Annotated in this window: 16 protein-coding genes and 1 tRNA gene; 4 read left to right on the top strand and 13 right to left on the bottom strand. The window is 64.7% G+C overall.

Going from position 1 to position 17,069, the window contains the following annotated elements:
• Positions 1-142: 142 nt before the first annotated feature.
• On the top strand, positions 143-2,032 hold the full coding sequence (locus tag OJJ21_RS12405; protein ID WP_297686662.1) for a sugar phosphate isomerase/epimerase and 4-hydroxyphenylpyruvate domain-containing protein: 1,890 nt from the start codon (positions 143-145) through the stop codon (positions 2,030-2,032).
• 12 nt (positions 2,033-2,044) lie between these two features.
• On the opposite strand, the gene OJJ21_RS12400 is transcribed toward OJJ21_RS12405, so the two are convergent.
• Positions 2,045-3,541, bottom strand: coding sequence for a CoA-acylating methylmalonate-semialdehyde dehydrogenase (locus OJJ21_RS12400; protein ID WP_297686660.1), 1,497 nt, complete (start codon positions 3,539-3,541; stop codon positions 2,045-2,047).
• 119 nt (positions 3,542-3,660) lie between these two features.
• Between OJJ21_RS12400 and OJJ21_RS12395 the strand changes: the two genes are divergently transcribed.
• Positions 3,661-4,566 carry a LysR family transcriptional regulator gene (locus tag OJJ21_RS12395; protein WP_297686658.1) on the top strand — a complete coding sequence of 302 codons (906 nt, stop codon included), beginning with the start codon at positions 3,661-3,663 and terminating at the stop codon, positions 4,564-4,566.
• Here the strand turns inward: OJJ21_RS12395 and OJJ21_RS12390 are convergent.
• The 11 genes from OJJ21_RS12390 to OJJ21_RS12340 form a co-directional block, all read right to left on the bottom strand.
• Positions 4,551-5,129 (bottom strand): carbon monoxide dehydrogenase subunit G, encoded by a 579-nt coding sequence (locus OJJ21_RS12390; RefSeq protein WP_297686728.1) that lies wholly within the window; start codon positions 5,127-5,129, stop codon positions 4,551-4,553. The two genes, OJJ21_RS12395 and OJJ21_RS12390, sit on opposite strands and share 16 nt — an antisense overlap.
• A gap of 16 nt (positions 5,130-5,145) precedes the next feature.
• Positions 5,146-6,357 (bottom strand): FAD binding domain-containing protein, encoded by a 1,212-nt coding sequence (locus OJJ21_RS12385; RefSeq protein ID WP_297686656.1) that lies wholly within the window; start codon positions 6,355-6,357, stop codon positions 5,146-5,148.
• A gap of 4 nt (positions 6,358-6,361) precedes the next feature.
• A complete protein-coding gene (locus OJJ21_RS12380; RefSeq protein ID WP_297686654.1) occupies positions 6,362-6,802 on the bottom strand; it encodes a VOC family protein in 441 nt (146 codons plus the stop codon).
• An 18-nt stretch (positions 6,803-6,820) separates the two neighbouring features.
• On the bottom strand, positions 6,821-7,525 hold the full coding sequence (locus tag OJJ21_RS12375) for an ABC transporter ATP-binding protein (RefSeq protein WP_297686652.1): 705 nt from the start codon (positions 7,523-7,525) through the stop codon (positions 6,821-6,823).
• Positions 7,525-8,274 carry an ABC transporter ATP-binding protein gene (locus OJJ21_RS12370; protein WP_297686650.1) on the bottom strand — a complete coding sequence of 250 codons (750 nt, stop codon included), beginning with the start codon at positions 8,272-8,274 and terminating at the stop codon, positions 7,525-7,527. The genes OJJ21_RS12375 and OJJ21_RS12370 overlap by 1 nt, the downstream gene beginning before the upstream one ends.
• Positions 8,271-9,233, bottom strand: coding sequence for a branched-chain amino acid ABC transporter permease (locus OJJ21_RS12365; RefSeq protein ID WP_297686648.1), 963 nt, complete (start codon positions 9,231-9,233; stop codon positions 8,271-8,273). The genes OJJ21_RS12370 and OJJ21_RS12365 overlap by 4 nt, the downstream gene beginning before the upstream one ends.
• A gap of 3 nt (positions 9,234-9,236) precedes the next feature.
• Positions 9,237-10,121, bottom strand: a complete 885-nt coding sequence (locus OJJ21_RS12360) for a branched-chain amino acid ABC transporter permease (RefSeq protein ID WP_297686646.1) — start codon at positions 10,119-10,121, stop codon at positions 9,237-9,239.
• Between the two features lie 38 nt (positions 10,122-10,159).
• Complete coding sequence (locus tag OJJ21_RS12355; protein WP_297686644.1) at positions 10,160-11,422, bottom strand: ABC transporter substrate-binding protein; 1,263 nt, start codon at positions 11,420-11,422, stop codon at positions 10,160-10,162.
• A 65-nt stretch (positions 11,423-11,487) separates the two neighbouring features.
• Positions 11,488-13,884 (bottom strand): xanthine dehydrogenase family protein molybdopterin-binding subunit, encoded by a 2,397-nt coding sequence (locus tag OJJ21_RS12350; protein WP_297686642.1) that lies wholly within the window; start codon positions 13,882-13,884, stop codon positions 11,488-11,490.
• Positions 13,881-14,378, bottom strand: coding sequence for a (2Fe-2S)-binding protein (locus OJJ21_RS12345; RefSeq protein ID WP_297686640.1), 498 nt, complete (start codon positions 14,376-14,378; stop codon positions 13,881-13,883). The genes OJJ21_RS12350 and OJJ21_RS12345 overlap by 4 nt, the downstream gene beginning before the upstream one ends.
• 8 nt (positions 14,379-14,386) lie before the next feature.
• Entirely contained in the window at positions 14,387-15,229 is an 843-nt protein-coding gene (locus OJJ21_RS12340) for an FAD binding domain-containing protein (RefSeq protein WP_297686638.1), read from the bottom strand.
• A gap of 144 nt (positions 15,230-15,373) precedes the next feature.
• On the opposite strand from OJJ21_RS12340, the gene OJJ21_RS12335 reads away from it, so the two are divergent.
• Entirely contained in the window at positions 15,374-16,048 is a 675-nt protein-coding gene (locus OJJ21_RS12335; protein WP_297686636.1) for a TetR/AcrR family transcriptional regulator, read from the top strand.
• 199 nt (positions 16,049-16,247) lie between these two features.
• On the opposite strand, the gene OJJ21_RS12330 is transcribed toward OJJ21_RS12335, so the two are convergent.
• Positions 16,248-16,324, bottom strand: a tRNA-Arg gene (locus tag OJJ21_RS12330).
• Between the two features lie 227 nt (positions 16,325-16,551).
• On the opposite strand from OJJ21_RS12330, the gene OJJ21_RS12325 reads away from it, so the two are divergent.
• The gene (locus tag OJJ21_RS12325; protein WP_297686634.1) at positions 16,552-17,046 is read left to right on the top strand and encodes a hypothetical protein; all 495 of its coding nucleotides are present in this window, start codon (positions 16,552-16,554) and stop codon (positions 17,044-17,046) included.
• Positions 17,047-17,069: the final 23 nt, after the last annotated feature.

Raw genomic sequence — 17,069 nt, 5'->3', positions numbered from 1 at the left:
GACTGCCGGGCGTTATGACCACAGGATTCGCCCGGACCCGACAATGTACGAACTAGTCCGCCCATAGTGCGCATGATGGAATGCGGGAGGCTGCAACCATGAAAACCCCGGCCATGAAGACATCGCCTTCGCAGGCATCGCCATGAAAACATCGATAGCGACCGTCACCATCAGCGGCACGCTCACGGAAAAGCTGCAGGCCATCGCCGCGGCGGGGTTCGACGGCGTGGAGATTTTCGAAAACGATTTCCTCGCCTTCGACGGCAGCCCGCGCGAGGTCGGCCGCATGGTGCGCGATGCCGGGCTGCAGATCACGTTGTTCCAGCCATTCCGCGATTTCGAGGGCATGCCCGAGCCGCAGCGCAGCCGCACCTTCGATCGCGCCGAACGCAAATTCGACATCATGCAGGAGCTCGGCACCGACCTGATGCTGGTCTGCTCCAACGTCTCGCCGCTGTCGCTCGGCGGCATCGACCGCGCCGCCGAGGATTTCCGCGACCTGGGCGACCGCGCGGCGAAACGCGGCCTGCGCGTCGGCTACGAGGCGCTGGCCTGGGGCCGCCATATCAGCGACCACCGCGATGCCTGGGAAATCGTGCGTCGCGCCGACCATCCCAGTATCGGCCTGATCCTCGATTCCTTCCACACGCTGGCGCGCAAGATCGACGTCGCCTCGATCCGCGCCATTCCGAAGGACAAGATCTTCATCGTGCAGCTGGCCGATGCGCCGCTGATCGGGATGGACCTGCTGCATTGGAGCCGGCATTACCGCAACATGCCGGGCCAGGGCGACCTGCCGGTGGTGGATTTCATGCGCGCGGTGGCGGCGACGGGCTATGACGGCCCGCTGTCGTTGGAAATCTTCAACGACCAGTTCCGCGGCGGCTCGCCCAAGGCCATCGCCATCGATGGCAAACGCTCGCTGGTCGCGCTGATGGACCGCGTGCGCCGCGAGGAGCCGGGCACGCGGATCGCGGTGCCCGAAATCCCCGACCGCATCCGCTCCGACGGCGTCGAATTCATCGAATTCGCCGCCAACGAACACGAGGCCGCCGAACTCGGCACACTGTTCCGCAGCTTCGGCTTTGCCAGGGCGGCGAAACACAGATCGAAAGACGTCACGCTGTGGCGCCAGGGCGAGATCAATCTGCTGATCAACACCGAGCGCGAGGGCTTCGCCCACAGCGCCTATCTGATGCACGGCGCCGGCGTCTGCGCTGTCGGCCTGCGGGTGGAAGACGCCGGCGCCACCGTTGCCCGTGCCCGCGCGCTCGGCGCCGAACCCTTCGAGCAGGCGGTCGGCCCCGGCGAGTTGAAGATTCCCGCGATCCGCGGCGTCGGCGGCGGCGTCATGCATTTCATCGACACCAAGAGCGATCTCGGCCGCCTGTGGGAAATCGATTTCGAGCCGGTCAAGGATGACACCGGCACCGCGGATGCGGGGCTGACGGCGATCGACCATGTGGCGCAGACCATGAACTACGAGGAAATGCTGACCTGGATTCTGTTCTACACCTCGATTTTCGCCACGCATAAGACGCCGATGGTGGATATCGTCGATCCGGCCGGGCTGGTGCGCAGCCAGGTGATCGAGAATGCCGACGGCAGCCTGCGCCTGACGCTGAACGGCGCCGAAAACCACCGCACGCTGGCGGGCCGCTTCATCGCCGAAAGCTTCGGTTCGGCCGTGCAGCATCTCGCGTTTTCCAGCAGCGATATCTTCAAAACGGTCGCGGCGATGAAGCGCAACGGCTTCACGCCGCTGACGATCTCGCAGAACTACTATGACGATATCGAGGCGCGCTTCGGCCTGGGGCCCGACCTGCTGGACGCCTTGCGCGCGCATAACATTCTCTACGACCGCGATGCCGAGGGCGAATATTTCCAGCTCTACAGCCCGAATTACGGCGAGGGGTTTTTCTTCGAGGTCGTGCAGCGCCGCAAGTATAACGGCTATGGCGCGCCCAACGCGCCTTTCCGCATCGCCGCCCAGAAACGCGGCATCCGGCCGAAGGATAGGGTGGAGATATAGGGCAAAGACCAGTCATCCCATCGTCGGCATGACGAACTCGGCGCCGGCGCGGATGCCGGTCGGCCAGCGGCTGGTGATGGTCTTCAGGCGCGAATAAAAGCGCACGCCCTCCGGGCCATGCATATGCAGGTCGCCGAACAGCGACGATTTCCAGCCACCGAAGGAATGGAAGGCCATCGGCACCGGAATGGGCACGTTGATGCCCACCATGCCGACCTTGATCTGGTGCGCGAATTCGCGTGCCGCGTCGCCGTCACGGGTGAAGATCGCGGTGCCGTTGCCGTATGCGTGCTCGTTGATCCATTTGGCGGCAGTGGCGTAGCTGTCGGCGCGCGCCACGGCCAGCACGGGACCGAAGATCTCTTCCTTGTAGATCGTCATCTCGGGGGTCACGTGATCGAACAGCGTGCCGCCGATGAAATTGCCGTTCTCGTAACCCTGCAGCTTGAGGCCACGACCATCCACCACCAGCCGGGCGCCCTCGGCCTCGCCGGCATCGATATAGCCGCGCACCTTGTCGAGATGCTGGCGGGTTACCAGCGGCCCCATCTCGGCGTCCGGATCGGTGCCGGGGCCGACGCGCAGGGCGCGCACCTTCGGCTCCAGCTTGGCCATCAGCGCATTGGCGGTGGCTTCGCCAACCGGCACGGCCACGGAAATGGCCATGCAGCGTTCGCCGGCCGAGCCATAGGCCGCGCCCATCAGCGCATCCACGGCCTGGTCCAGATCGGCATCCGGCATGACGATCATATGGTTCTTGGCGCCGCCCAAAGCCTGGCAGCGCTTCCCCGTGCGCGCCGCAGTCTCGTAGATATAGCGGGCAATCGGCGTCGAGCCGACAAAGCTGATCGCCTGGATATCGGGGTCATGCAGCAATGCGTCGACGGCTTCCTTGTCGCCCTGCACCACAGTGAACACGCCATCGGGCAGCCCGGCTTCCTTCAGCCACTGCGCCATCAGCAACGATGCAGAAGGATCGCGCTCCGAAGGCTTGAGGATGAAGCAGTTGCCGCAGGCAAGCGCGACGGGAAACATCCACATCGGCACCATGGCCGGGAAGTTGAACGGCGTGATGCCGGCGACCACGCCCAGCGGCTGGCGCAGCGAATAGCTGTCGACCTTGGTGCCGACATTCTCGCTCACTTCGCCCTTCAGCAACTGGGGTGCCGCGGTGGCGAACTCCACCACTTCCATGCCGCGCTGGATCTCACCCTTGGCATCCGACAGCACCTTGCCATGCTCGGCGGTGATGACGGCGGCCAGCGCATCGGTGCGCTCCTCCAGGATACGCAGGAAGCTGTTGAGGATGCGGGCACGCTTCAGCGGCGGGGTGGCAGCCCAGGCCGGAGCGGCTTCGGCGGCGACCTTTACGGCAGCGCGCACTTCGGCTGCCGAGGCGAGGCAGACTTCGCCCGACTGCACCCCCGTCGCCGGATTGAATACCGGCGCGGTACGGCCCTGGCCCTGCACCAGGCGGCCATTGATGAAGTGGGGAATGAGGTCGGACATCTGGCGGCTCCTGAAGGGTTTGACCGAATGCCTGAAGTGTTCCAGCATCAAGAAATGCACAGCAATACAAAATTCGTAGTAATAACTGTGCAGAAATAGAAGCCACAGGCTGAAAATCGATGGATTGGGATCATCTGAGGGTCTTTCTGGCGGTTGCCCGTGAGGGCCAGCTGCTGTCGGCCGGCAAAAAGCTCGGGCTCAACCACGCCACCGTGTCGCGGCGGCTGGATGCGCTGGAAGACTCGCTCGGGACGCAGCTGTTAATCCGTCGCCCGGCCGGGTCGTTGCCGACCGCGGCGGGCGAGCGGCTGCTGGAGGTGGCCGAGCGGCTGGAGACCGCCGTACTCGGGATTTCCGAAGAGCTGCGCGATGTCGCCGCCGAAGTTGCCGGCACCGTGCGGATCGGTGCGCCGGACGGACTGGGCAACTGCTTCCTGGCCGCCGAACTCGGCACACTGGTCACCCTGCATCCCGGGCTGGTGGTGGAACTGGTGCCGCTGCCGCGGATTTTCTCGCTGTCGCGTCGCGAGGCGGATCTGGCCATCGTGCTCGACCAGCCGGCCGATGGTCGTCTGGTGGTGTCGCGTCTCGCCGATTATTCGCTCGGGCTCTATGCCTCGCGCGACTATCTGACGCGTGAAGGCGTGCCGGCAGAAACAGCAGACCTGGCCGCGCATGTGCTGGTCACGGGCGTCGAGGACATGGCCTATTCCTCGGCGCTGGATTACGGCGCGCTGCTGGAGAAATCGCCGGGCCGCAAATTCCGCTGCGCCAGCGTGGTCGGCCAGCTGGAAGCGGTACGGGCCGGAACCGGCATCGGCATCCTGCATGACTTCGCGGTGAACGCCGAGGCGGGGCTGCTGCGCGTTCTGCCCGCGGTGTCATTCCGCCGCAGCTACTATCTGCTCAGTCATCCGGAATCGGCAGCCGTGCGCCGCATCGCCACCTGCCGCGAATTTCTCGTCCGCCGTTTCCGTGAAGCGCGCGCGCGGTTCCTGCCGGAGGCCGGTCAGAGCGACAGGTAATACGCTGCCGCTGCAGCCAGCAGGACGAGCGCGGCGACAACCAGCAGCCGGGTGCCGGATTGTGCCGATTGCGGTGCAGAGGGTGGTGCAGCCGGCGCCACTGTTTCTGTGGCCGGAGCTGCGGCCGACGTGCTTTCGGCAATCTCGACGAATTTGGCAAAGAAGTCTTCCGCCATCTTGCGCGCCGTGGAATCGATCAGGCGTGCACCGATCTGCGCCAGCTTGCCGCCGACGGCCGCATCGACCTGGTACTGCAGCTGAGTTGCGCTGCCGACCGTGGTCAGCTTCACGGCGGCGCTGCCCTTGGCGAAGCCGGCCGCACCGCCGCTGCCTTCGCCGGAGATGACATAGGAATTCGGCGGATCAAGCTCGGACAGCAGCACCTTGCCGGAAAAACCGGCCTTGATCGGACCGATCCTGGCGGTCACCTTGGCCAGCAGCACATTGTCCGCCTCGCGGGTCACAGACGCGCAGCCGGGAATGCATTGCCGCAATACGTCTGGGTCATTGAGCGCAGTCCAGACATGTTGCCGATCTGCGGCAATGCTGACGTCACCTGCCATTTGCATGCTTGTGTCCTTAGTGAATGACCGGCGAGACGGCGGTTTCGCGCATCACCGCCTCGACCGAGCGATAGCGTTCCGCCATCTGGCGTTCTTCGGGCGTCAGGATCTGTGCCTGCATATAGGCGCCGAGACTGCGCGCATGGCCGACCAGGAAATGCCCGATCGGCTGCCGCCTGCTGTCATAGGTCTTGAGTGCCTGCACGGGATTGTCCGGCATCTGCGCCAGCGCCTGCATCAGCGCACGTGCATCGGCCGCCGCTTTGGTCACGCCCATGCCGCAATGCGGCCGGGCGACGAAAGCGGCGTCGCCGAGCAAGGCGACGCGACCAAACGCCAGCTGCGGTGAGTCCAGATCGTAGATTGGCTGGAAGAAGGGTCGATGTGCCTTATGCACGATTTCGGCGAATTGCGGCGCCAGCACGTCGTCGGCGGCCCGCAGCATGGCTGTCTGCACATCGGCGCGGATCAGATGCGGCGGAATACCGTCGTCGTGCCGGCGGCCCTGTTCGTCGGTCAGCAGATCGGGCAACTGGGTCTGTTCGTCGGCCGGTCGATACCAGACGAAGTTGAAGCGCCGGCGCCCGGGCGCCAGATTGTCGCCGGTTCCGGCGACAGGATAGCCCAGCATCTGCTCGCCGGGCGGCAGGCAGAAAGCGAAGCGCTCGAAGATCGCGCGATGCGTAGCCTCGGACAGCAGGGCTTCGTCGGTAAGGCCGCGCCAGGCGACATAGCCGGCATAGCTCGGACGAACCTGCGGCAGCAGCTGCTGGCGGATGGTCGATCGGATGCCGTCCGCGCCGATCAGGATATCGCCGTGCAGCTGCGAGGCATCCGCGAGCGTGACGCAGACGCCGGCTTCATCCTGCTCAAAAGCGCGCAGGCCGGCGCCGAAGCGATAAAGGCTGGCCGGCAGGGCGGCCTTGAGCAGATGATACAGCCGCCCCCAGGCGGTGAGAATCTGCGGCAGGGCGCTTTCCTGCACCGGGGTGCCGTCGCGGCCCAGCGTGACGCGGCCGGGCACCGGCACGCCAATCTTGTCATCGATGGTAAGGCCGGCGACTTCGAGACAGTCGAAAAGTTCGGCATGGGTGACGATGCCGGCCCCGCGGCCCGAGAGAGTCGCGTTCGCGCGTTCCAGCACCAGCACGTCCCAGCCGGCGCGATGCAGCATGTTGGCGGCGAGCAGGCCGCCCAGCGAGCCGCCGGCAATCAGTGCGCGTCGCACAGGATCACGCTCCGGCTTCGGCGGCCGGATAGTTCAGTTCGATGGTCACCCCGGACGGATCGGTCAGGAACAGCTGGTGCAGGCCGAGCGATGGCACCGTGCGTTCGAAGAAGTCCAGGTGGCGGCCATTGAGAGTCTGGCGCATCGACGCCAGATCGGTGGCGGTGAAGGCGATATGGTCGACCGTGCCGGTACCCTGCAGGCTGTCGAGCGGTTTGTCGCCGAGATAGTCGATCAGGCCCTGCGGGTCATTCGGATCGATGCCGATGATATGGACGGTGCCGTATTCCTTGTCGTCATCGTCGCTCATGTAGAGCCAGATGCCGGGGAATTTGAAATCGGGGCGGTAGCCGACGCGAAAGCCGAGAATCTCCGTATAGAAGACCCGCGACGCCTCAAGGTCTGTTGTGCGGATCGAGTAATGAGCCAGCTTGTTGATGCCCATAGCCGTATCCTCCCGTGTTCAGACGGCGCAATAACGTTCCTGCATCGCCGTATCGGCCAGCAGGGCGGTGGCAGTGTCGTGGTAGACGATCTCGCCCTGGTCCATGATATAGGCGCGGTCGGAAATCCCGAGCGCCAGTTCGACATTCTGTTCCACCAGCATGATTGTGGTACCGGCGGCCTTCATGGTGCGGAACAGTTCGAACATCTCATCCACCAGGATCGGCATGATGCCTTCCGAGGGTTCATCGAGCAGGATCATCTGCGGCTCTGCCATCATGGCGCGGGCGATGGCCAGCATCTGCTGTTCGCCGCCGGACATGGTGATGGCTTCCTGGCTCAGGCGCTGCTTGAGGCGGGGGAAAGTCTCGGCGATCACGTCGATCCGCTCGCTTTCCTTCGACCGGCTGGCGCTGCCGATGATGCCGAGGCGCAGGTTTTCCAGCACAGTGAGGCCGGGAATGATGCGGCGCTCTTCCGGCACATAGGCCAGGCCGCGATGAAAGCGCTTGTGCGCCGGCTCGGCCAGGATTTCCTCACCGTCGAACACCACGCTGCCCTGCCGCTTGGATACCAGCCCCATGATGCTGCGCAGGGTCGTGGTCTTGCCGGCGCCGTTGCGACCGATCAGGGTGACGATCTCGCCGCGGTTCACCTCCAGCGAGATGCCCTGCAGGATGTGGCTGTGGCCGTACCAGGCTGACAGGTTGGCGAGCTTCAGCATCAGTGACGTCCCTGGCCGAGATAGACTCTTTTGACCTCGGCGTTGCTCTGAACCGCCTGCGGCGGTCCATCGGCCAGCAGTTCGCCATGATGCAGCACGATGATGCGTTCGCAGATGCCCATCACCAGCTTCATCTTGTGTTCGACGAGGATGATGGTGCGGTCGCGGCTCAGGCGCTGGATCAGGTCCATCATCACCCGGGTTTCCTCGGGCGACATGCCAGCCGTCGGCTCATCCAGCAGCAGCAGCACCGGCTCGGCCGCCAGCGCCATGGCGATTTCCAGCGCGCGCTGTTCGCCATGCGCCATATCCTGCGCCGTCTGCTCAGCCTGTTTTTCCAGGCCGACGAGAGCCAGCAATTCGCGGGCGCGCCGGTTCACGTCGGCATAGCTGTCGCGATTGCGCCACGGATTGAGCCCGACCTGGCGCGCCTGCACGGCCACGCGCACATTCTCGAAGGCCGAGAGTTTCGGGAAAACGTTGGTGATCTGGAACGACTTGGCGATGCCCTGGCTGGCGAACTGATGTTGCGGCAGGTTGGAGATATCGCGGCCCTGGAACAGCAGCTGGCCGGTCGTCGGCGCGAAGGCGCCGGACAAAATATTGAAATAGGTACTCTTGCCGGCGCCGTTCGGGCCGATGATCGCGGTCAGCTTGCCGCGCTCGAATTCGATGGAAATATCCTTCAGGGCAACGAAGCCGCCGAAGCTTTTGCCGACATTGCGGGTCGCCAGAATGATCTCGCTCATTTCCGCACCACCCAGGCCAGAACCGAGCCCCAGATGCCCTTGGGGAAGAATAGCACGAAGATGACGAAGACGGCGCCGAGCACCAGCTGCCAGTGGCTGGTCATCGTTGTCAGCACGTCTTCCAGCAGCAGGAAGGCGGCGGCGCCGACGAAGGGCCCGAAGAAGGTGTTCATGCCACCGAGGAGCGCCATCATGACGACTTGTCCAGACGTCAGGTAATGCAGTGTCTCGATCGGCACGATGGAGAGATGCAGGGCCTTTAGCGCACCGGCCAGGCCGCAGAAAGCGCCCGAGATCACGAAGGCGATGAACTTGACCCGCGCCACGTCATAGCCGCAGGCACGTGCGCGGCTTTCATTCTCGCGAATCGCTTCCAGCACCGCACCGAAGGGGGAGGCAAGCAGGCGGGAGAAGAGCCACAGCGCGAAGGCGACGAAAGCCAGAATCACGTAATACTTGGTGGTCGGGTTCAGGAAATTGACGCTGAAGCCGAGGATGCCGATTTCCGACAGGTTGATGCCGCGCAGGCCATTCTCGCCGCCGGTCAAGCTCACCGCCTGGTAGAAGAGGTAATAGACGCATTGCGACAACGCGAGCGTCACCATCGCGAAGTAGATGCCGCGCGTGCGGATCGCCAGGAAACCCATGATCGCGGCGAAGAACACCGAAACCAGCACGCCGATCAGAATCGCACCGAACCACGGCACGCCGAAATGCACCAGCGCAATGCCGCAGCCATAGGCGCCGGAACCGAGAAAGGCGGCATGGCCGAAGGAGAGCAGTCCGGTATAGCCGAACAGCAGGTTGAACCCGACGGCATAAAGGCCGAGCACGAGGATGTTCACCGCCAGGGCTTCATAAGGCATCAGCCAGGGGAAGATCAGCAGAACGGCAATGGCAAGCGCGGCGCGATGGCGCTTGCCGAAGGCGATGAGGGAGGCGCTGGCAGTGGCGGTCATGGTTCAGCCCATCAGCCCGGCGCGGCCGAACAGTCCCTGCGGGCGCACCAGAAGCACCAGCGCCATCAGCAGGAAAATCGAGACCTTGGCCATTTCCGGCATGAACAGCGAGGTCATGGCGACCACGATGCCGACCATCAACCCGGCGGTGACCGCACCGATCAGCGAGCCCATGCCACCGACAACGGTGACCACGAAGGCTTCGGCCAGAACCGGGATGCCCATTTCGGGTGTCACCGCCTGCAGCGGCGCGGCGAGGATGCCGGACAGGCCGGCGATGCCGGTGCCGATGCCGAAGACCAGCAGCCAGATTTTCGATACGTCGATGCCGAGCACCTTCAGGATTTCCGGATCGCGCGCACCGGCGCGGATGATCAGGCCGAACTTGGTTTTCTCGATGAACAGCCACAGGCCAAGCACCAGCACGCCCGTCGCGCCGATCAGGAACAGGCGGTAGAGCGGGAAATGGCCGATGCCGATATCCACCGCGCCGCGCAGGCCGGCCGGCGTGCTGAAGGGAATGCCGTTCAGGCCGAAGAGAATGCGGATCGATTCGATAAAGACATAGCCCAGGCCGAAGGTGAGCAGCAGGGGGTCGTCGATGTTGCGGCCATAGAGCGGCCGGATCAGGAAGCGTTCCACCACCAGGCCGATCGATCCGACTCCCAGCGGCACGAGGACGAGGCAGAGCCAGAAGTTCTTGGTCAGGCCGTAGAGGAAGACGCCCATATAGGCGCCGACCATGTAGAAGGCGCCATGGGCGAAGTTGACGATGGTCAGCATGCCGAAAATAAGCGACAGGCCGATGGCCAGAAGAACAAAGACCGAGCCGAGCGCCACGCCGGTGACGATTTGCAACAGCAGTAAATCTAGGGTGAGACCAGACATTACCATTCCTTCGTCGCGGCGTAGCGCTCGGTACTCAATTAAGCCTTGTGGCCAAGATCGGCGCAGGAGCGCAGGTTCTTCTCATCGGGAGTCTCGACCCCGACGATGTTGAACACGTCGTTCTTGTCCTTCATGTCCTTGCTCTTCGATTCGATGACCAGAACCGACTGGACCGACTGGTGGTCGCAGCCACGGTAATACTGCGGGCCCTTGTAGAAGTCGTATTTCAGGTTCCGCATGGCCTCCACCACCTTGTCGGTGTCGGTGCTGCCGGCGGCCTTGGCGGCGGTGAGCACGGTGCGGACACCGGCATAGCCGAGCGCACCGTAATCGGAGGGTACCGCCCCGCCATTGGCGGCGCGGAATTTATCGTTGAACGCCTTGGCGGTCGGAATGGTGTCTTCCAGACGCCAGTAATACGACGTGCCGCCGACCACACCCTCGAAGATTTCCGGACCGCCGGCGACGCGGGCGGTATAGAGCAGGACGGGAGCGACGATCTTGATCTTTTCCTTCAGGCCGAATTCGGTGGCCTGCTTCACGGCGTTCACCTGGTCGCGGCCGAAGTTGCAGATGCAGAGCACGTCGGGACGCAGCGACTGGATGCGCGGCAGGAAGGCGGAATAATCGTTGGCGCCGATCGGGTGGCGGATATCGGCCAGCGTCTGCACGCCGAGGGGTTTGCCGGCCGACTCGAAGCCGCGCACCATTTCATGGCCATAGGCATAGTCGGCAGTCAGATAGACGACCTTCTTGCCGAACTTGGAGAAGGCGTAGCGGCCAACCGCGCCGGCGGTCATATGCGGATTAAGCGCCTCGTGGAAGGTGAACTTGCTCCAGTCCTTCACCTCGTTGATCGCATCCGACTGGCTGATCGAGTTGAAGATCACGCCGCGCTCTTTGGTCACGTTGTTGATCGAGAGCTGCACGGCGGCCGACAGCGAACCGACGACGTAGTTCACCTTGTCCTTCTCGATCAGTTCCAGCGTGCGGGTGGCGGCTTCGCCGGGATTGAGCTTGTCGTCGCGCACCAGCAGTTCGGCCAGGCGGCCCTGGAAGCCGCCGGCGTCGTTGAACTCCTTGATGGCGATTTCGGCGGCACGCACCTGATCCTGCGCCTCGGCGCCGAACGGGCCGGTCAGCGGCACCGGGAAGCCGATCTTGATCGTGCCGGCCTGCGCCCTGGCGATCGAGAATAGCGAGGGGGTAAAGCCGGCAAGGGCAACGCCACCTGCGCCGGCGGCGAGAATTTCGCGCCGGCTCATGCCGGAGCGACGCTTGGAATTACGCGTGTTCGTCATGGTTTCCTCCACCAGGTTTATGTTGCGGCAGTTATCAGCTGCCGTTTAAGCCGTACGCTTCAGACTTATCCGACCCTGGCGCCAACCCTGCCGAGCGCCGTGAGGATGGATTCGGGTGTAAAGGGCTGTGCCGCCAGGCTGACATTCAGCGGCAGCAGCGCGTCGTTGATCGCATTCATCACGGCGCCCGGCGCGCCGGCGGTGCCGGCTTCGCCCGCGCCCTTGGCGCCGAGTTCGGAACTGGCGGTCGGCGAGACGACATGGCCGACGACGATGTCCGGCATCTCGCCAGCCATCGGCACCAGGTAGTCGATCATCGAGCCGTTCACCAGCTGGCCGCGGTCGTCGTAGATGCAGTGTTCGAACAGCGCGCCGCCCAGACCCTGCACCACGCCGCCGCGGATCTGCTCGTCGACCAGCTGCGGATTGATGATGGTGCCGCAATCCTCGACGCACCAATGCTTCAACAGCGTGACGAAGCCGGTCTCGGTATCGATCTCCAGATACGAGCCCTGGATGCCGTTGGTGAAAACGAAGGGATAGTCCTTCTGCACGTAATGCCGCGTCACTACGAATTCGGGCTGCAGGCCTTTCGGCAGCGTATCCGGCCGGAAATAGACGACGCGGCCGATCTCTTCCAGCGGCAGGCGCTCGTTGCCGGTGTCGGCATCGACCACCACGCCGTTGCGGATGTCGAGGCTTTCGGGCGCGGCCTGCAGCATGGCGGCCGCGACGCTGAGGATATTCTGCCGCAACGCCTTGCCGGCCTGCAGGGCTGCTTCGCCGCCGATGCCGGCGCCGCGCGAGGCCCAGGTGCCGCCGCCATAGGGCGTGGCATCGGTATCGCCGGTGATGACGCGGACCTTTTCCATGGTGACGCCGACGGCGGTCGCCGCGATCTGCGCGATGATCGCCTCGGTGCCCTGGCCCTGCTCGGTGACGCCGGTGGCGCAGATGATGGTGCCGGTCGGATCGAGCCGGATGCTGCAGCCATCCTGCGACGAGATGCGCGCGCCGCCGATGCCGTAGAAGGCCGATGAGGGATTGGTGACCTCGATGAAGCTGGCCAGCCCGATGCCGCGATAGATGCCGCGCTTGCGCAGCTCGGCCTGCTCGGCGCGCAAGCCGTCGTAATCCATCAGCGCCAGCAGTTTTTCCAGCGAGGCGTGATGCGACAGGCTTTCATAGGGCAGGCCGGCGAGGCCCGTGTAAGGATAGGCATCGTCGGGGATCAGGTTACGGCGGCGGATGTCGGCCGGATCGATGCCCAGCTTGCGTGCGGCCAGATCGACCAGGCCTTCGGTGACGGCGCAGGCGATCGGATGCCCGACCGCGCGATACTGGCAGGTCACGTTCTTGTTCTGGAACACGACCTCCGTGGAGGCGCGATAGGCCTTGTGCTTGTAGGGCCCGCCGACCAAGTTGACCACCTGGTTGGCCTCGACCGCGCTGGTGCGGGGATAGACGGAATAGGGTCCGATGCCGGTGCGGTCGTCGATCTCGAAGGCGAGGATTTCGCCGTCGCTCTTCACGGCGATCCTGCCCTTGATGCGGTGATCGCGGGCATGGATGTCGGTCACGAAAGACTCGAGCCGGTCGGCGATGAATTTCACCGGCCGTTTCAGCAGCACCGACAGTGCCGCGGTGGCCATCTCGTCGGGATAGATATGCACCTTGATGCCGAAGGAGCCGCCGACATCCTTGCAGATCACCCGCACATCGGACTCGTTCAGGTCCAGATGCTTGGCCAGCAGGTTCTGGATCATATGCGGCGCCTGGGTCGCCTGATAGGCCACCAGCTTGCCATCGGCCGGCTGATAATCCGCCAGCACGGCGCGCGGCTCCAGGCAGACGCCGGTATGGCGGCCGGTATGGAATACCTCTTCGAAAACATGGTCGGCCGCGGCGAAGGCGCCGTCGACATCGCCGGTCACCAGTTCGCGCCGGAAGGCGAGATTGTCGCCCAGCTCCGGATGGATCACCGGCGTAGCGGCATCGAGCGCGGTTTCCATGTCGACGACGGGCGGCAGTTCCTCCCAGTCGACGACGACCGTCTCGGCGGCATCTTCGGCTTCGGCGCGGGTTTCGGCGACCACAGCGGCCACGGCCTCGCCCTGCCAGCAGGCGCGGTCGATGGCGATGGCATGCTGCGGCGCCGATTTCAGTCCCTTCAGATGGGTCAGCACGCCGATCCAGGGCGTGATCACCTTCGCAAGCTCGGCGCCGGTGACGACGGCGATCACGCCGGGCATCTCCTGCGCCGCCGTCCGGTCGATCCCGACGATGCGGGCATGGGCATGCGGGCTGCGCACGAAGACGACATGCGCCATGCGCGGCAGCACGATGTCGTCGACGAAAGTGCCGCGGCCCTGCAGCAGCTTCTTCGCATTGGGGCGCGGAACGGCGCGGCCGATATAGCTGTTGGGCCGGTCGAAGGGCGTGACGACGGGCCTGCCGCTCATGCCGCGCCTCCGTTCGCCCGCGCCTTCCGGCGGTCGTCGAGCACCGAGGCGATGGCGTCGACGATGGAGTGATAGCCGGTGCAGCGGCAGTAATTGCCCGAGATATGCGCGCGGATCTCCTCGCGGTCGGCATCGGGATGCTGCGCGACCAGCTCGGCGGCGGTGGACAGCATGCCGGGCGTGCAGAAGCCGCATTGCAGCGCGTTATACCGGTGGAAGGCATCCTGCAGGTCGGCGATCGCGCCACTGTCGGTCAAGCCCTCGATGGTGTCGACCGTGGCGCCGTCGGCCTGCACGGCCAGCATCAGGCAGCCGCGCACGGCGACGCCGTCGACCTGGATGGTGCAGGCGCCGCAGACGCCATGCTCGCAGCCCAGATGCGAGCCGGTCAGGCTCAGATCGTTGCGCAGGAAATCGATCAGGTGCTGACGCGCGGAGACGCGGCGCCGGATTTTCTGCCCGTTCACGATCACGCTGATGTCATGCTGGTCCATCGGACTCTCTAGGCTGGGGCAAACAGGGAGGGTATGGCCCGGCGCAGCAGCACGGCCGCCAGATGCAGCTTGGTCTGCGGCCCGGCATTGAGATCGCCGCTCGGCGAAAGGTCGCCGGCCAGCGCGGCACAGGCGGCCTCCAGGCCCTGCGGTCCGTCCCGCAGCAGGCAGGCGGCGGCGGCGGAGGCCAGGACAGGCCGGTCGGCCACGCCGAAATAGGCCAGCCGGAGCGTGCCGGGCTGCGGCGCCGCCGCCGCCATGCCGATCATCGCGTAATCGCCGTGGCGGCGCGCCAGTTCGGCAAAAGCGAAGCGGTGGCCGGCCATCGCCTTGGGAAATTCGATGGCGGCCAGCACTTCGCCGGGCCGCAGGTCGGTCTCGAACAGGCCATGGAAAAAGCCCGAGGCCGGCACGCGGCGCTCGTCGCTGCGGTTGCGCAGAATGAAGGTGGCCTCCAGCGCCAGCGCACAGGCGGGCAGTTCGGCGGCCGGATCGGCGAAGGCCAGGCTGCCGCCGATGGTGCCGCGGTTGCGGATGGCGGGATGGGCGATCTGCGGCATCGCCTGGGCCACCAGCGGCACATGCCTGGCGATGACGGGCGATGTTTCCAGGACGACATGCCGGGTCAGGGCGCCGACGATCACGCTGTCGGCGGTTTCCCGGATGCCCTGCAGGTCGGCAATGGCATTGATGTCGATCAGCACGGCGGGGCGCGACAGGCGCAGGTTGAGCGAGGGAATCAGGCTCTGGCCGCCGGCAAGGATCTTGGCGTCATCGCCATGCTGGTCGAGCAGGTCGAAGACCTGCCCGAGCTCGCGCGCCTTCACGTAGCCGAACGGCGGTGCTTTCACCGGTTTCCTCCCTCAGCCTGCATTGTGTATGAATTCCAGGCTGCCCGGCTCTGCGGCCGATGGCGGGACGTTAGGCGAGCGTGTGAAGGCAAGTCAACACTATTTATCATTTGATAAACAAGAATTCGGAAGGTGCGCTGCAAAATGACGAAGCCCGACAAACGGAAAAAGCCGAAAACCGGAACCGCTTCAAAGCGATCGCGCCTGCTCCCCGACGAGCGGGAGAAGCAGATCGTGCTGGAGGCGATCCGGTTCTTTGCCGAAGTGGGTTTCGACGGGCAGACGCGCGAACTGGCCAGGCGGCTCGGCATCACCCAGCCTTTGCTGTACCGCTATTTTCCGACCAAACAGGATCTGGTCGACCGCGTGTACAAGGAAATCTACCTCACGCGCTGGAATCCGGAATGGCAGGACTGGATCGAGGATCGGCGCCAGCCGGTGGCGGCGCGGCTGAAGCGGTTCTATGCCGAATATTATCCGGCCATCGTGAACCACGACTGGATGCGCATCTTCTTTCAGGCCGGCATGCGCAATGTCGGTTTCAACCAGCGCTATCTCAAACTGGTGCGCGAACGGATTCTGCTGGTGCTGTGCGCCGAGGTGCGGCGGGAACTCGGCCTGCCCTCGGTCGCCGCCAGGCCGGTCAGTCCGGCCGAACTCGAACTCTACTGGGGGCTGCACGGTTCGATCGTCTACGACGGGATCCGCCAGTATATCTACGGCACCGCCGTGCCGCCCGATCCCGTCGCCGTGACGAATGCCAAGATCGATATCTTCATGGCCGGCATAAAGGCGGCCGTCACCAACCTGCTGAAGTAGCCCGGTTTGCCGGCTGGCTTTATCTTCCCAAGACGTCGTAGGGCGAAGCTCTCAGGCGCGCCCGGGCGATGCGTGTTTCAGGACAAACGTGGTTTGGAGATATCGCGCGGCCAACACAATCGGCTTAGGCGCAGATGTGGGACACCCATCTGGCCGGCCAGCCGCCGGCGGCGTTCGATGCCGAGGAGAGGTGAGAAAGTGGCGTCCCCGGAGAGATTCGAACTCCCGACCCGCTGCTTAGGACGCAGCCGCTCTATCCAGCTGAGCTACGGAGACGCTGTGCCGGGAAGATAGTCAGCCGGCCCCGCCGCCGCAACCACCGCCTCCGGCGATAAATCGCAAACCTTTGCCCGGCCGCGGCTTTTCAGCCTGCCGCCGGCCATATCCGAAAAGTAACTGCCCGCCTGTCCGGCGCGATGGCAGACTGCGGTTCGCCGGTTCCTCCCCGTCAGGTCTTTATCGGGGCCTCCCCGTCCAGGGCATCGGCAGTCAGGAGCCGTCCGATGCCGCAGTCCTACACCGACCTCGCCCGCCAGCATCTGCACGATGGCGCCAGCTTCATCGGTGCCGCCACCGTCACCCCGGCGATGAGTGCCGATATCGCGCCGCTGGAAGACTGGATCGCGGCGATCGAAAACGCCTATCACGGTCTGCTCTGCCTGGTTGCCGCCCAGGCCAACCTGCATGCCATCGCGCCGATGACGGCCGGCGACCTGCAAAGCATCAGCGAGGAGCGCGGCATCGGCCAGCATGTGCGCGACCTGCTCGGGCCGTATTCCATCGGCCATCACGCGCCGCTGGCGAAACTGCCGGTGGCGGAAAAGCTGCAATTCCTCGGCCTGCTGGTGCTGGAACTGCAGGCGACGCAGGCCGACCTGATCGAGCAGCAGCGCGACTGGGTGCTCGATGCCGTCGCCATGAGCGAGATCGACGCCGCCATGCGGCACCTGCTCACCGCTTTGCGCATGGCCGAGACCGGCACGCGCCTGCGGATGTAACGCCAGCCGCGGCGACCGCCGCA

It is taken from the genome of Ferrovibrio sp., from assembly GCF_025869515.1.
Classification (GTDB): domain Bacteria; phylum Pseudomonadota; class Alphaproteobacteria; order Ferrovibrionales; family Ferrovibrionaceae; genus Ferrovibrio.
The sequence above is the reverse complement of the archived record's forward strand: the minus strand, read 5'-3'. Positions and strand labels throughout refer to the sequence as shown.